The sequence below is a fragment of the Lentibacillus salinarum genome, assembly GCF_042679865.1.
Taxonomy (GTDB): domain Bacteria; phylum Bacillota; class Bacilli; order Bacillales; family Amphibacillaceae; genus Lentibacillus; species Lentibacillus salinarum.
Genome location: NZ_JBHTNH010000058.1, coordinates 17,182 through 33,397, shown reverse-complemented (window position 1 = coordinate 33,397; position 16,216 = coordinate 17,182). Strand labels below are relative to the sequence as shown.

Genomic DNA, 16,216 nt, shown 5'->3' with positions numbered 1-16,216 from the left:
CTTAGCAATCTTTTTACAATTGGTGGGAAAAAGGACCCGAATTGGCTTACGCCAAATCGGGTCCTAATCAATTTTGCATCATACTAATGCTCATAATCACTCTTCTATATAAGCATCCTTAATTTGATAGATACCTTGTGCATCGATTCCAAAGTCTTGAACAGAATCATTCACACCAAGTAGGAACTCCTTGTGGTGAGTGTATAGCATCGGTGCCAAGTCAACAAGCATTTCCTGCGCTTCTGAGTATAGTTCTCGGCGTTCTTCAGAATCTGTTGCGCGACGTGCCTCATCCAAGACCTCGTCAACCTCTTCATTATCCAGGAATGAACGATTACCCGGAGTACCATGTTGTGACGAGTGGAATAATGGATACATACCATAGTCGGCATCCGCTGTTACGGTCGACCAGCCTAATATAAACATATCATGCTCACCGTTAGATGTTCTTTCCAAGTAAGCACCCCATTCAAGCTCTTCAACTTCAACATCAATGCCAATATCTTCTAACTGGGACTGAACAGTTACAGCGATGTCAACACGCTGTTCATTATCATTTGTCCAGATCGTTGTTTCAAACCCATCCTCGTATCCGGCTTCAGCCAGCAATTCTTGTGCCTGTTCCGGATCATATTCTATACCTTCGACTGAGTCATCATAACCGAATACTGGTGGTGCTAATGGCCCATTGGCAGGAATCCCAACACCATTTAAGACCCCTTGGATGATCTCCTCTTTATTAATAGCCATTGAGATTGCCTGACGGACACGCTCATCATCAAAAGGCTCTTTTTGCGTGTTGAAACTAACATAAGACAGGGAAACACTTGGTTCCTGCAATACATCGGCATCCGGCATACCTTCCACGCGTGATATATTATCCGGCCCAATGTCATCAGCTACGTGTGATGTGCCGCTTTCAAGCTCAGCAAGACGTGTGCTTTGCTCGGATACAACTTTGAACGTAACCGAGTCAAGCTTTGCCGGTTCTCCCCAATAATCGTCATTACGCGTTAATACAACACTTTCGCCCGGTGTCCAATCGTCATACACGAACGGACCTGTCCCAACCGGGTTTTCATTGATGTAAGCATCTACATCCCCGCCTTCTTCCATTTGGGCGTAGTCCTCTTCAATGATGTCCGGGCTCATAATGGCTGTACCACTATGTGCCAAATTTCTCAACAGCGGCGCATATGGATATGCCAGATTGATTCGGACTGTATAGTCGTCCTGTACTTCCACACTTTCGACGGCTTCCAATAAAAACGCATATGGAGAAGCAATGTCTTCATCCATGATACGTTCAAAATTCGTTTTGACTACCTCTGCCGTCAGTTCTGCACCATCGTGGAACGTCACGCCTTCACGCAAATGGAAATCCCAGGTCGTTTCATCCACTTCTTCCCAATCCTCAGCAAGGCCGGGCTGAACCTCCTGATTTTCATTCATTGTTGTTAATGTTTCGTAAATATTTTCCCGAACATTACTGGATGGGACATCATTATTCCCATGTGCTGACAGCGATACAACGTCAGCACCGATCGTAATTGTCAAATCACCGCCAGATCCTGAAGCAGACTCATCTCCGCCTTCTTCAGCTGTGCCTTCTCCTTCTTCACCTGCATCCTCTTCCGGCTCACCATCGCCGGCACAGGCTGCCAGCACGAATGTAAGTACTAGTAGAAGAGAAAACAGCCATATGAACTTATTTGGCTTCATAGTCGTTGATACCCCCCTGTTTTTTGATTATAGCAAGTTTATAATCAAGTTAAATATAAATCAAATTTTACAAAATATCAAGAATGTTTTTGACGCTAAATTTAGTAAATTTTTAAAGCCTATTGCAATCTAAACCGGCATGGATTTATTTGAGAGGTTTTAAAGCCATTTTTTCCTTTTAATAACCAACTAGTAAAAAACTGGAAAAAGTGATTGACTCAAAAACGGACCCGATTGGGTGATACCAATTCGGATCCGTCTAATTTTCACCGCACATCCGGCAAAATTACGCTTCAATATACGCTTCTTTAATTTGGTAAATACCTTGAGGATCGATCCCGAAGTTTTTAACGGAATCGTCTACACCAAGCAGGAACTCCTTATGGTGAAGATATATCATAGGCGCCTGTTCCACGAGCAGTTCCTGAGCTTCTGAGTAAAGCTCCTCCCGTGCATCAGGGTCTGTCTCCCGGCGTGCCTCCTCCAAAAGTTCATCTACCCCTTCGTTATCCAGGAATGTCTGGTTGCCCGGATCACCATGTTGTGATGAGTGATACAGCGGGTACATGCCATAGTCGGCATCGGCAGTAGCGTTAGACCAGCCCAAGACAAACATATCATGCTCACCGTTGGCCGTTCTTTCAAGGTATGCACCCCATTCAAGCTCTTCAATCTCAACGTCGATACCGATGTCCTCTAATTGTGACTGTACCGTTACAGCTATGTCCACACGCTGTTCATTGTCATTTGTCCAGATCGTGGTTTCAAAGCCATCTTCGTATCCAGCTTCAGCCAGTAATTCCTGCGCCTGCTCAGGATCATGTTCCAAACCCTCGACTGACTCATCGTTGCCAAACATGGATGGTGCCAATGGTTTGGTCGCAGGAATTCCGACACCATTGTAGATGCCTTCAATGATTTCTTCTTTATCAACAGCCATGGAAATTGCCTGACGGACACGTTTATCATCAAACGGCTCTTTTTTAACATTGAATCCGATATAAGATAGCGATATGCTTGGTTCCTGTAATAGACTTGCATCCGGCATGCCTTCCACGCGGGATAAGTTATTCGGACCGACGGCATCAGCTACGTCGGATGTGCCGGTTTCCAGCTCAGCAAGTCGGGTGCTTTGCTCTTCAACCACTTTAAACGTCACCGAATCCAGCTTGGCATTCTCGCCCCAATAATCATCATAACGTGTTAAGACCACACTTTCACCCGGTGTCCATTCTTCAAATTCAAACGGACCAGTTCCTGCTGCATTTTGATTGATATAGCTATCGACATCACCGCCCTCTTCCATTTGGGCATAGTCTTCTTCAATAACTTCCGGACTCATGATGGCCGTACCATTATGTGCCAAGTGGGCCAAAAGCGGTGCATAAGCATATTCCAGATTGAAGCGGACTGTATAGTCGTCCTGCACTTCCACACTTTCGACAGCTTCCACCAAAAATGCACGTGGTGACCCAATATCTTCATCCATTAGACGGTCAAAGTTCATTTTAACAACGTCTGCCGTCAGTTCGGCGCCGTCATGGAATGTGATACCTTCACGCAAATAGAAGTCCCGTGTTGTGTCATCCACTTCTTCCCAGTCTTCCGCAAGTCCGGGCTGTATCTCCTGATTCTCATCCATTTCCGTCAATGTTTCGTAAATATTTTCCTGAACATTACTGGATGGAATATCGTTTGCCCCGTGTGATGATAACGTCACAACATCAGAACCAATCGCAATCGTCAGGTCACCGCCGGATTCTGAAACGGCATCACCTTCTCCTGCTGCATCAGATCCGCTCTCGGCCCCCTCATCCGGCTCACCATCGCCGGCACAGGCTGCCAGTATTAATGCTATTGCCACTATCAGTGAAAAAAGCCATACGAACTTTCTTAGTCTCATCGTTTTTGATACCTCCTGATGTTTTTGATGTGAAAAAAAGTATGGTTAAGAAAGTTTATACTTCAATAAAATATCGCAAATTTTATGAAATAGCAAGAATGTTTTTACATAAGACTAATAAGATTTACTAAAAAGGCTGTTAGATTACGGTTTATACCAATCTATTATATTTTTGTAATTTATCTGAGATGCCCCACATTGTGTTCCAAATATTTTTTTACCTAGGCTTTTTTCGTAAATTTTGTTGCCCTTAGATTTTCGCATCTGATAAAAACTGCGACATAACTGCTGCTTGGTTGTTTTCTATAAGTACGTATCTATTCCCACCGTCCGGGATCGCTTCGGGCGGATGCTTTCCGCGGGCACGGCCTCAGCCTCCTCAGAAGCAAAGAACGCTTCTTCCGGGGTCTTCGGACACGTGCTATTCTTGCAGGAGTCACCGCCCTCCACTCACCCGGACTAGTTAAGTTAGTCAAGTACACAGCGATGGACCAGCACTTACTCAAATTCAGAAGTTTGGGAGGAATTCCTGATAAAGTTACGTCGCAGTTTATGGCTTTTGTGTTAAAAACAACACCCTTTTAGAAAACAATCTTTACCTAAAAATAGTAAAGACCTTATCTAGAGATGTTCTTCCTATCCTGGTATTCCATATGGTATAATTTTTCCGACAAGGACATTTTGTCGATACTTTTGGAAGGTGCTTCGGGGTTATTAGTATCCCAGACGTTTACCACAGTAATGCGCTCTTCATTAAGCAGCTCGATGATTCATAATTCGACACAATCCAACATTTTATCGGGTAATGGGGTCGTTTTTTGTCAGAAAACAAAAAAATTTGAAGGTCGCTATATGCGTATTGTAATATATAAGAACATTACTGTTTTTTAAATAACCTATTTTTACTTTTAAAATTCAGATTCTTATCAAATTTAGTTTACTTTAGAATAAGGGGGTAACAACATGAGTGCTGAACCAGCGAGAAATGATGAAAGCCAACCTAAAAAAGCAGACAGTCCAATAAAACGATCTATTAAAGACTTTTACAGTAAACTGGCTAAAAATAAAAGTGCCTTAATTGGCGGTTATCTAATAATTATTCTTATTATTATTGCAATTGTTGGTCCATTTCTAACAGGTATAGATCCATATGAACCTGATTACGGTGTCAAGCTTGAATCACCATCTGCCGAGCATTGGTTCGGAGCTGATCATCATGGAAGAGACGTTTTCACTAGGATTATTCACGGCATTGGGTTAACAATGGCCATCGGTTTTTTCGCCACACTAATCGGTGGTCTGGCGGGTGTTCTGATCGGTATCATCTCCGGCTACTACGGGGGAAAAATCGATGCCGTTATGATGCGCTTGATGGATATCTTATTAGCCTTCCCCGGAATTCTGCTGGCACTGGCTCTGGTTAGTATACTGGGCGCCAATATGCAAAACGTGATTCTTGCGGTGGCTATTTCGGCTATACCAACCTTCGCACGTATCGTACGGGGCTCCACCCTGGCAACGAAAAGTCTGGAATACGTTGATGCCATGAAAGCGTTAGGGGCATCAGACATCAGAATTATCTTTAAACATATTTTACCTAATATTCTATCACCCATTATTGTTCAGGCCAGTCTCTATATAGCAACTGCCGTCCTATCAGCAAGTGGTCTTTCGTTCCTGGGAATGGGTGCTCAACCGCCATCTCCCGAGCTGGGCGCATTATTAAGTGATGGACGTGATTACATGTGGGATGCCGGTCATATAGCACTCTTCCCTGGTTTGGTCATTATGCTGATTGTGCTCGCATTTAATGTGTTCGGTGATGGGCTGCGTGATGCGCTGGATCCAAAAATGAAAAGGTAGAAAGTAGGTGCAAACATGTTTCAGTTTATAGTACGTCGTTTATTACAGCTCATTCCTGTTTTGATAGGTGTTACGATTCTTGTGTTTTCTTTGATGCACCTAACGCCCGGTAATCCGGCACACATTATTGCCGGTGAAAACGCACCGGTTGAAACGGTCGAACAAATAGAAGAACGATTAGGGTTAAATGACCCAATCCCGGTACAATATTTTGATTTTGTGAAAGATGCCGCTATGTTGGATTTTGGAAACTCCTGGAGAACGAGCCTCCCGGTAACGGATGAATTATGGCCGAAGTTTTGGGTGACATTCGAATTAGCCGTATACAGTACGATTTTTAGTATATTCCTTGGTTTAATTGCAGGCATCATTTCCGCGGTCAGACAATATACGCTTTCAGATATTGGCATTATGCTGGTTGCTTTATTCGGGTTATCGATGCCGAACTTCTGGCTTGGTCTTATGTTAATCCAGTGGTTTTCGATCAATTTGGGCTGGCTGCCACCAACCGGCTGGGGCACACCTGAACAGGTTATCATGCCGGTCATCACGCTAGGAACGATGGGAGCAGCCGTTGTAGCGAGAATGACACGCTCCAGTATGATGGATGTCATATCCCAGGACTATATCCGGACGGCCAGAGCTAAAGGACTAAAAGAAAGGGTGGTTATCTACCGCCACGCCTTAAAAAATGCACTCATCCCGGTTGTCACTGTTGTAGGGCTGCAATTCGGGAGCCTGCTTGCCGGATCTGTGCTAACCGAGTCTGTATTTGCGATTAATGGAATGGGTAAGTTAATCATTGACCGCATTCTTGCACGGGATTTCCCGGTTGTGCAGGCCGCTGTACTCATTATAGCCGTTGTATTTGTCCTGGTTAACTTAATCGTCGATATTTCCTATAAATTCCTTAATAAACGGGTTGATTTAGATTAATAGATTTGCGAAAGAGGTGAGCATGATGCGTGAAGAAGTCATCTTAGATATAAACGATTTAAGGACCTCATTTCTAACTGATGATTTTGAAGTTAAAGCCGTTGATGGTGTCTCCTTGAAATTGCCTAAAGGGAAAACAATCGGAATTGTTGGCGAATCCGGTTCAGGCAAAAGTATTACGGCACTGTCTATCTTACAATTGCTTGATAAACCAGGCAAAATTGTGGGCGGGGAAATTAACTTTAAAGGAGAAGATCTAACCAAAGCAAGTAATAAAGAGATCCGCGACATACGCGGAAATGAAATCTCCATGATATTTCAGGAGCCCATGACATCACTGAATCCTGTTTATACAATCGGCCAGCAAATACGCGAAACACTTAAGGTCCACGAAGGTTTAGGAAAGCAAAATGGCACTAAAAGAGGAATAGAGCTTTTACAACTTGTGGGTATCCCGGCACCTGAAGAACGTATCAAACAATATCCGCATGAATTATCCGGTGGTATGCGGCAACGGGTCATGATTGCCATGGCGCTGGCCTGCAATCCTGATTTACTGATTGCCGACGAACCGACGACTGCTTTAGATGTAACGATTCAGGCGCAAATATTGGAATTAATGAATCGACTGCAAAGGGAATTTGGCATGTCGGTCATTATGATTACACATGATATGGGTGTTGTAGCAGAAACCTGTGATTATGTCGCCGTTATGTATGGCGGTAAAGTCGTTGAATTCCAGGACGTTAAATCACTATTTAAAAACCCTAAACACCCTTATACGGTCGGACTGTTAAAATCCATTCCACGGCATGATGCAGACGTGGATGAACTTGAGCCGATCAGGGGAAATGTCCCAAGTGCAAAAGATATGCCAAAAGGCTGCCGTTTTGCACCAAGATGCCCATTCGCGACAGATCTTTGCATGGAAGAATTGCCATCCCTTGATAAGCAGGATGATGATAGTGAGGTCCGCTGCTGGATTTATACTGATCGCTGGGACGGCGATCCGGAGGTGAACGTTAATGAGCGAGAAAGAACTTCTTAAAGTCAATCATTTAAAACAGTATTTCCCGATTAAGGGTGGATTCCTAGGAAGAGCCGTTAACCACGTTAAAGCAGTGGATGATGTATCATTTGACATATACGAAGGTGAAACATTAAGTGTCGTTGGTGAATCAGGATGTGGAAAATCAACTACCGGCCGTGCCATTTTGCGTTTGGATGAACCGACAGATGGTACCATTGAATTTGACGGCGAAGATCTTTTATCACTGAATAAAAGCCAATTACGTAAAAGGCGCAAAGATCTTCAGGTGATCTTCCAGGATCCCTACGCTTCGTTAAATCCTAGACAGACAGTCGGAAAAATATTAGAAGAGGCCATGGCCATTCAAAATGCCGTCCCGAAAGATAAACGGCGTGAACGGGCAATTGAGTTATTGGAGACAGTCGGGTTAAATGCCGAGCAAATTGATCGGTACCCGCACGAGTTTTCCGGCGGTCAACGTCAGCGGATAGGGATTGCCCGCGCCTTGTCCGTCGACCCGAAGCTCATCATCTGTGATGAGGCCGTTTCAGCATTGGATGTATCCGTCCAGGCACAAGTATTGAACCTGTTAAAGAAACTCCAACGCGAATTTAACTTAACGTTCCTGTTCATTGCCCATGATCTGGGTGTCGTACGGCATATTTCTGATCGGATTATTGTCATGTATTTAGGTAAGGTCGTCGAAATTGCAGACAAGAAAACGTTGTTTGAAAACCCGCAGCACCCATATACAAAAGCCTTATTATCTGCAATCCCGACGCCTGACCCTGAAGCGAAAAAAGAGCGAATTGTCCTGCAAGGGGATGTGCCTTCCCCAATCTCGCCGCCAACTGGATGCCGTTTCCATACAAGATGTCCATTTGCAACAGAACTATGCAAGACAGAGGTGCCTGAATTACGCAATGTGGATCATATGAAAGAGGGGCATCGTGCTGCCTGTCACCACATTGAAAAAATTGTATCAGGTGACATGCAACCGAATTATTAATCAGGCTGCAGGGGGCATTGCATCTCGTCTGAGATACGCGGCTATCGCCAAATCCAGCCGAGGCGTAAGTCAAACCAAAAAAGTTACCGCATCTAATGTGATGCGGTAACTTTTTTAATGGAAACGCTAGAGTTGCGGGGGATCCGATTACCCAAACAACCCCTCCAAAAAACCGCGGATCTGTTTTAACAGGTTGCTGAAAAATGATTCGACTTTATTCCAGAATCCTTCGTCATTAACGAGATCCTTCACTTTTGAAGCAATCTCATCAAGCTGATTTTTGACGTTATCGAAATTGATATCCAAATCACGCATCCGGTTAAATAGATCGACAAGCTTTTGCCGGTCTTCTTCACTCAATGAGATTTCCAGATTATCAAGCTGCTCCTGGACAATTTGTTCAATGTCTTCTTTGGTGGCGGGGTTCTGTTCGGAAATGGCCTGTTTAATGTCCGCCAGCAATTCAGTGACCTTATCCTGGTTCATGCCGTCTTTGTCCGCCAAATCGGTGGCGACATCCAGTTCGTCGTTAGCCAGTTCCATGCGTTCCTTATCGAGCTGTTCGCCTTCAACATCGTACGCTTTATAGATGCCTGTCAGTGCCGAGTGACCACTTACTTTCACAGGGGATGCCACGTCAACCGTTGCGTTTTCCACACCGGCTGTCAGAAGGGCGTTGGCATACATGTCGTTCGTGACTTCGGTGATATTATCGGGTGTGACAATGTTGATGGTTAAGCCCTCACCCTCCTCTTCACGGGTGATTTTGGCCGATGAATACATATTCGAGTTCGGATTGCCATCAATATAATTGGCAATATCCTCTCCAGTCACTTCGTATTCTTCCACGGCCTCAGGATCCTGGACTTCCAGCAGTTCTGCTGTATCCTGTTTTTGCGTGTCAGACAGGGTGTCCCCATACACCACAATCGGCATGCCCAGTTTTTCATTAATCCCGTCCTTGGCTGCCTGGACCGGTGCTGCAAGACCGATGATAAGACCTGCCAGTATTAGAAAAGTGAGCGTTGATCTCAGAAAACGTTTCATGGTTTGCTGCTCCTTTACCGAAAGATTTCAGTTTGTCCTAGTTGTTATTACTTATACTTAAGATTCATTATAACGTTTTATGTTCAATTTTGATAGCTTTTTTCGTGTTAATGCTCTGTTAGTCGGAAAAATAAGTCATAAGCATTAAGCTTTAAATGTCGCTCGTTCTTCTATATATTTAGGGTAGCGAAATAATTGAGAAGGAAGGGACTTATATCTCCAGGGAAAGTCAGAATGTGAAACGAAATGTAGCCATTATGTGGGTTGCGAATTTTTTTGTTGGCGGAAGTCTAACGATGGTCCTGCCATTTATTTCATTGTATATCGAGGAATTCGGCAACTTTTCAGATGCCTACGTGCAAAACTGGTCCGGGTGGATTTTTGGCATCACGTTTGGTACGGCATTTCTTTTCTCGCCCATCTGGGGACGGATCGGTGATAAGTACGGCCGAAAGAATATATTGACCCTATCCGCTCTGGGGATGGGCTTATCGGTTTTATTAATGGGCTTTGCCGATTCTGTGTGGGAACTCTTTTTCCTGCGGCTGTTCATGGGTATCTTTACCGGCTTTATCCCGATGTCACAGGCGCTCATTTCCACGCAAACACCTAAAGAAGTCGCTGGCCGGGTATTGGGAACGCTGCAGACCGGCAGTGTCACCGGCAATCTGATGGGGCCTTTGCTTGGCGGTGTGCTGGCCGACACGTTCGGCTACTCCGCAACATTCAAATGGGTTTCCATCACCATTTTTCTGTCCGGATTGCTTGTGATGTTTGGGATCCGGGAAGTGTTGCATCAAAATGAAGCGAGCACAGCAGACCAAACCACCTATACAAGTAAAGACGTCCTGCTGCACATCATCGGCCACCCCGTGCTGCTTGCAGTCATGCTGATATCCGCACTCGTGCAGGTGGCACACTTCAGCATCCAGCCCATTTTGTCGTTGTATGTGGCTGAGATCCATGGGCCAACCAGCATCGCGTTCTTTTCCGGTATGGCATTCTCAGCGGCAGGTCTCGGCAATTTGTTAATGGCCAGACGCTGGGGTCGATTAGGCGATCGGATCGGCTACATTAAAATATTAATATTCCTGTTATTCATGGCCGGGATTGTGTATTTCCCGGGTGCATTTGTCACGAACATTTGGCAGCTGGTCATATTACGGTTCCTGCTGGGCATTTCCATCGGCGGCATTATCCCGGTCCGGATCGCCTACATCAGGCAGGAAGCGCCCCTTTCGATGCAGGGTGAGGTGCTCGGTTACAATACGAGCCTGCGGTTTTTGGGCAATATTATCGGCCCTGCCCTGGGCGGCGCACTGGCCGGGTTCTTTGGTTTTTCGGCTGTCTTTTTCGTTACCAGTACTTTACTGATTGCAAGTGGGGCTATGATGCTGGGCACCTGGTATAAGCATGAGTATACCGGAAAACGACGGAAGCATAGCCGTCCGGTGTCGTCCCACTGATCATTGAAAACAGCAGCTTTTGTAAAGCTGCTGTTTTTTTGGTTTTATCTGGAATAACGGTCACTCCGGTTTGCGTGCTTGAGCTGAAGTTGCCGCACTCATGCCGATATCCCACCACGCTAGCCTGCCGTATACGCCGTGCATTTGATATGTTATACTGGATATGTTAAAAATAACTGCATATGATTTTAAATTAGAAAGAAAGTGATAGCTATGGGCGCAATTGTCGTTGAGATCTGTGACGGAAACGCGATCACTTCTTTGGATATAGAGGGCATTATCGAAAGTGAATTTCCAGAGGTAGCCGTACTGATGAATGAGTGTTTAGCTTTTTGCGGCTTGTGCCGTGTCAGGCCCTACGCACTAGTCAATAATCGCCGCGTTCACGGCAACACCCCTGAGGAATGTTTAGATAAAATACGCGAAGCCATAAAAGAAGAACTGACCGTTTATCAATAAAGCGAAACTTAGAATCATCGGAACGTTTTTCTCCGATGATTGTTAGTTGAGCAGAATCGGACATTTAGGGTCAGTTAGCCGTCGTTTTTTGACGGGTTACTGACCCTTACATGCGGGATAAAGCGAAACTTCAATTATCGGAACGTTTTTCTCCGATGATATTAGGGAACAAAGGCTAAGCTCGCAACGTCCTGTTGCAACGCCTTTGTAACCTGCATCGTGCAGGCCCGAGCAGAATCGGACATTTATGGACAGTTATCCCCCGTATTCTGGGGGATTAGTGTCCATTACATGCGGGATAAAGCGAAACTTCAATCATCGGAACGCTTTTCTCCGATGATATTAGGGAACAAAGGCTAAGTTCGCAACGTCCTGTTGCAACGCCTTTGTAACCTGCATCGTGCAGGCCCGAGCAGAATCAGACATTTACGGACACTCATCCCTCTTTTTTGAGGGGGTGAGTGTCCGTTATATGTGGGATAGTGACCAGTTATTATTTATTACAAAACATGTTTCGACAGCTTCTGCTCCCGATTATTGCCCGGGGAATATTTTGTCGGGAAATGGCACTTAAGGCATGTCGATTAACCGGGCACTATCCCATCCGTTTCGGTGGATGATCACCTAGTCATTGGGCCGATATGTAACATTTTGCCACTATGACTAAGGCAAACCCCTAGGATGTGGGATAGACGATGGCATCCATTTCAACAAGCACATTTTTCGGTAGCCGGCTCACTTCAACTGTCGCCCGCGCCGGATATGGTTTGGTCAAATAACTGCCGTAAATCTCGTTGACGGTCGCAAAATCATCCATGGACGCTAGGTAAATCGTGAATTTGACCACATGCGAAAAGTCTGCGCCCGCCTCGGTCAAAATCGCCTGCAAATTGTGCATCACCTGTTTTGTCTGGTCTTCGATTCCTTCAGCAATATCACCGGTTTCCGGGTTAATCCCGATCTGACCGGAGACATAAATGACATCACCTGCCTGGATTGCCTGTGAATATGGGCCGATAGCAGCTGGTGCGTTTTCCGTTTGAATGGCGTTTCGCATCATGATTCCTCCCTTTTTTGAATTTGCCTTAAGCATATCATGTCAGCAGCCTATGAGACTACTTTTCCGCCACAGCTTTGGTATAGGCCATGACATCGCGCACATAATATATATCGCCGTAGCAGGCGTCGATCGCTTTCGCCTCATCACGCGGGCAGCGAAACACTGATTGGTCCTCGGCTTGCGCATACATTTCCCGGGAAAAATTAATCGCTGCTTCCTGTGTATATGTTTCCGAATTCATGTCGACATAATCAATAAACCCTTTGCCGAAGTTATACGACTGAACCGCCAGTCTGAGCTCCCCGTCCGCTTTCTCCAATGTTTCGGAAAAATAATGAACGCCCTGTTTAATGGAAAGCTCTGGATCATCAATGCAGCCGCGCGATCCGCAATAACTTTCCGAAGCCTGCATCGGATCATTGCCACGTCCGCTGGATTCCTGCATCATCATCGCCATCAGCACGTCCACGTGTTCCGCGATTTCATATTTGTCTGCATATTTTTCTATCAGTGGCTGATAATCGCGCACCTGCTGGCTGACTGCCGGTGTACCCAAGTTGGAGCGGCCGTGCTGTGAGTCTGTTGACATAACAGAAAGGATAAGTAATAGACCACATATAGCGATGGAAACGATTGCCGTCCGCTTAATGGCTTGTTTCGTTTTTCGTTTCATAAAATCCCTCTATCTTTTGTTGCAGAAATGTGATGGAGACAGTGTTGTTTGTTGCGAGCCTTCGGGGGCATGTTTCGCCGCCTGCGCCAATGTTCGCTGCGATCGCGCCCATCCCCCGCCGCTCGCGCCAATATTGGCTGCGATCACGCCCATGTATGCCGTGCTCATGCCCATGTTTCGCCGCTCGCGTCCATCGCGAATGCTATGCAACGCCCGTTAACCCAGCTATTCACCCCTGGCAAAAAGCTGCTTCTCCCGCCATTTTCCGAACCGGTAATACATAAACGCGACGAAACTGCTGAGCAGAAAGCTGGCTCCCATACCAAGTGCGATTCCTGTATCGCCGAACCAGCCGGAAAAAAGATAAGCAAGTGGAAAACGCAGCACCCAGAACGAGATGATGTTCAGCACCAGCACCTGATACATCGCGCCGGCAGCCCGGACAATGCCGTTTAGGATAAAATTAATGCCCAGAAACGGGTAGCACAAGGCGACAATTTGCAAATATTTGGTTCCGAACGCGACGGCTTCCGCATCCTCAATAAACAACCGGATACCGTATTCCGCAAACAAGACAACGGTGAGCCCCACAAGCAACATAATGAAAAAATTATACAACACACCATATTTAGCAATGCGCCTCACCCGCGCCCAATCACGGACACCGATATTTTGCCCGGCCATGCTGTTGACAGCTGTGCCCAAGGCATGAGCAGGCAGCATGAGAACACTGTCGAGACGCTGTGCTGCACCGTAACCGGCAACAACGCCGCTCCCAAAGAACGTCACAACACTCATGATGGCTGCCGAGCCCGCGGAAATGACCGCCATCTGTAAGCCGGATGGAATACCCAGATTCAAAATCAGGCTGACCTCCCGTTTGGACGGGCGTGTCGGGACAGTGAATGGTGCCAGCTTTTTTACCAGCACATAGATAATGCCATACAGAAACGCACTCCCTTGCGCCAAAATAGTGGCAAACGCGGCACCCTTAATCCCGAAGTCCAGCCCAGCAATGAACAACGGATTCAGGCTAATATTCAAGAGAACCGCAACCATAACAAACCGAAGCGGTGTCTTGCTGTCCCCAAGCGCTCTTAGTACGGTACTGATAAAGTTGTAGCCAAACAAGAACAAAATCCCAAGAAAATTGATCTGTAAATACGTTTCAGCTTCCGCCAGCATATTGTCCGGGGTGCCGAGCAGCTTTAGCAATTGCTCGGACAGCGTATAACCGAACAGGCTCAGCACAACGGCCATGATGGTCAAAATCACGACGAACGCATTCAAATAGCGTTTCAGCCCAGATTCGTTATCCTTACCCTTTTGCTGGGATAAAATGGTCAGAGCGGCGTTATTCAAACCAAGCACAAACGACAGAATTGTAAAAATGATCGTGCTGGCAATCGCCACTGATCCGAGTGCATCCGAGCCGAGCAAGTTACCAACCCATAGACTGTCGGCAAACTGGTACGATGTCTGCAGCAAGTTCGTCAGCATTAAGGGCCCGGAAAAGATGATCAAATGCTTCAGTATATTCCCTTGTGTGAAATCATGCTGGTTAGCCATGGGTTTTTACCTTTCTGTGAATGAATCTGTCGCGACTAATTCATCTACCCATTATAGCATGGATTGATCTGTCTTCCCGCTGAAATAATCACTAACTTATTTTCCCAATAGTCTATCAATCTATACGTCGCAAGGCCACAATGACTTTATAATCATGTATTAAATCTACCCACTCGTACTTTATTATAAAAAAGGCTCGAAAAACGTTATAACATTAGAAAAACGTGGCATTCGCCTTGCCTTATAGTGGGCACCGTAATTTTTCTTATAAGGTCACCCTTAATTTATATTTCCTGACGTTGTCATAAATGAAAAAGACGTACAGTGACTGAAATATGACAAAAATTATCTAGATTGTGATAAAGTGCTTCAACGTTGATTGTTTAAGTTGAAGGTAAATACACTATCACGCTAAGAAAAAAGCACCTTATTCAAGATATGTGCCCCTTTAGTTGGGGGAACCATAGTCTACCTCGTCGAAAAAATGATAAAATGAAGAGGAAATTCAAAGGGGGATCTTATGACGTTAAGATATAAATGTTTAATCCTTGACCACGATGACACAGCGGTAAAAAGCACACCTGATATACATTATCCGTCCTTTGTTCAAGCCTTAAAGGAGTTAAGGCCCAATGTTGAACCCATGACATTTGAAGAATTCGTTGGGTACTGTTTTAATCCAGGGTTTTCTTCTTTATGTAAGGACATTATTCAATTGACAGAAGCAGAACAACAGCATCAGCAAAAAATATGGAAGGAATACACTGGGTCAACCATTCCTGACTTTTATGATACTTTTCCTAAAACCGTTCAAGAATTTAAAAACCAAGGGGGTATCGTGACTGTTGTTTCTCATTCAGAAAGAACGCGAATTGAAAGAGACTACTTAGCACATTGTGGGTTTTCACCAGATGACATTTTTGGCTGGGAACTTGAGGAACACCAGAGAAAACCACATCCTTATCCGATCAAGCAAATTTTAGCTCATTTTAATCTTAAAGAATCAGACGCCCTTGTGCTAGATGATCTTAAGCCAGGAATGGTGATGGCCAAAAACGGTAACTTGGATTTTGCAGCTGCTGGATGGTCCCACAGCATCCCTGAAATAAAGCGATGGATGAAGACAGAGTCTGATTATTACTTTGAAACAGTCAAAGAATTTAAGGATTTTATTTTCTGTCATTAGTTTTGTCACAGGAAGTTTTGCCCAACTATCCTACCCTATAAACCACAACGATGGGCTGCTGAACAACAGCCTATCGTTGTTCAACTCTTGCGTCTTTAGGCTAAAAAAGATTATTCGCCGTTAACTTATATTATAATTAGAATTTTGTTTTTGCTAATGATTGGGGTTTATTGTATTTGTTAATCCGTAACGATTATGACAAGAAGAACCTTAACATGCATTGTCCCGCAAAATGGCCGGAATCAGAAGGACGCATACTGATTCGATTAGGTCCAAAATGGAATAGTGCTGCT

General features: G+C 45.1%; 13 protein-coding genes. 7 read left to right on the top strand and 6 right to left on the bottom strand.

The features are described from left to right. Positions 1–96: 96 nt before the first annotated feature. Positions 97–1,722: a glutathione ABC transporter substrate-binding protein gene (locus tag ACFQ4A_RS17700; RefSeq protein ID WP_382402717.1), complete on the bottom strand. Its 1,626-nt coding sequence runs from the start codon at positions 1,720–1,722 to the stop codon at positions 97–99. A gap of 286 nt (positions 1,723–2,008) precedes the next feature. After that, complete coding sequence (locus ACFQ4A_RS17695; RefSeq protein ID WP_382402716.1) at positions 2,009–3,625, bottom strand: glutathione ABC transporter substrate-binding protein; 1,617 nt, start codon at positions 3,623–3,625, stop codon at positions 2,009–2,011. Between the two features lie 963 nt (positions 3,626–4,588). Between ACFQ4A_RS17695 and ACFQ4A_RS17690 the strand changes: the two genes are divergently transcribed. Genes ACFQ4A_RS17690 through ACFQ4A_RS17675 form a run of 4 tightly spaced genes read left to right on the top strand, consistent with a single transcriptional unit; the run spans position 4,589 to position 8,463 of the window. After that, on the top strand, positions 4,589–5,488 hold the full coding sequence (locus ACFQ4A_RS17690) for an ABC transporter permease (RefSeq protein WP_382402715.1): 900 nt from the start codon (positions 4,589–4,591) through the stop codon (positions 5,486–5,488). Between the two features lie 15 nt (positions 5,489–5,503). Then, positions 5,504–6,424 carry an ABC transporter permease gene (locus ACFQ4A_RS17685; RefSeq protein WP_382402714.1) on the top strand — a complete coding sequence of 307 codons (921 nt, stop codon included), beginning with the start codon at positions 5,504–5,506 and terminating at the stop codon, positions 6,422–6,424. Between the two features lie 25 nt (positions 6,425–6,449). Then, positions 6,450–7,472 carry an ABC transporter ATP-binding protein gene (locus tag ACFQ4A_RS17680; RefSeq protein WP_382402713.1) on the top strand — a complete coding sequence of 341 codons (1,023 nt, stop codon included), beginning with the start codon at positions 6,450–6,452 and terminating at the stop codon, positions 7,470–7,472. Continuing rightward, complete coding sequence (locus ACFQ4A_RS17675; RefSeq protein WP_382402712.1) at positions 7,450–8,463, top strand: ABC transporter ATP-binding protein; 1,014 nt, start codon at positions 7,450–7,452, stop codon at positions 8,461–8,463. Before ACFQ4A_RS17680 ends, ACFQ4A_RS17675 begins: the two co-directional genes overlap by 23 nt. Before the next feature lie 147 nt (positions 8,464–8,610). Here the strand turns inward: ACFQ4A_RS17675 and ACFQ4A_RS17670 are convergent, their stop codons facing one another. After that, positions 8,611–9,510 carry a DUF1002 domain-containing protein gene (locus ACFQ4A_RS17670; protein ID WP_382402711.1) on the bottom strand — a complete coding sequence of 300 codons (900 nt, stop codon included), beginning with the start codon at positions 9,508–9,510 and terminating at the stop codon, positions 8,611–8,613. Positions 9,511–9,767: 257 nt separating this feature from the next. On the opposite strand from ACFQ4A_RS17670, the gene ACFQ4A_RS17665 reads away from it, so the two are divergent. Next, positions 9,768–10,976 carry an MFS transporter gene (locus ACFQ4A_RS17665; protein WP_382402741.1) on the top strand — a complete coding sequence of 403 codons (1,209 nt, stop codon included), beginning with the start codon at positions 9,768–9,770 and terminating at the stop codon, positions 10,974–10,976. 213 nt (positions 10,977–11,189) lie between these two features. Next, the gene (locus tag ACFQ4A_RS17660; RefSeq protein WP_382402710.1) at positions 11,190–11,435 is read left to right on the top strand and encodes a DUF1450 domain-containing protein; all 246 of its coding nucleotides are present in this window, start codon (positions 11,190–11,192) and stop codon (positions 11,433–11,435) included. A 676-nt stretch (positions 11,436–12,111) separates the two neighbouring features. On the opposite strand, the gene ACFQ4A_RS17655 is transcribed toward ACFQ4A_RS17660, so the two are convergent. The 3 genes from ACFQ4A_RS17655 to ACFQ4A_RS17645 form a co-directional block, all read right to left on the bottom strand. After that, on the bottom strand, positions 12,112–12,492 hold the full coding sequence (locus ACFQ4A_RS17655) for a RidA family protein (protein WP_382402709.1): 381 nt from the start codon (positions 12,490–12,492) through the stop codon (positions 12,112–12,114). A 58-nt stretch (positions 12,493–12,550) separates the two neighbouring features. Next, complete coding sequence (locus ACFQ4A_RS17650) at positions 12,551–13,168, bottom strand: lysozyme family protein (RefSeq protein ID WP_382402708.1); 618 nt, start codon at positions 13,166–13,168, stop codon at positions 12,551–12,553. A 225-nt stretch (positions 13,169–13,393) separates the two neighbouring features. Beyond that, positions 13,394–14,737: an MATE family efflux transporter gene (locus tag ACFQ4A_RS17645; protein WP_382402707.1), complete on the bottom strand. Its 1,344-nt coding sequence runs from the start codon at positions 14,735–14,737 to the stop codon at positions 13,394–13,396. 520 nt (positions 14,738–15,257) lie between these two features. Here ACFQ4A_RS17645 and ACFQ4A_RS17640 point away from each other — a divergent pair. Then, on the top strand, positions 15,258–15,923 hold the full coding sequence (locus ACFQ4A_RS17640; protein WP_382402706.1) for an HAD family hydrolase: 666 nt from the start codon (positions 15,258–15,260) through the stop codon (positions 15,921–15,923). Positions 15,924–16,216 lie beyond the last annotated feature (293 nt).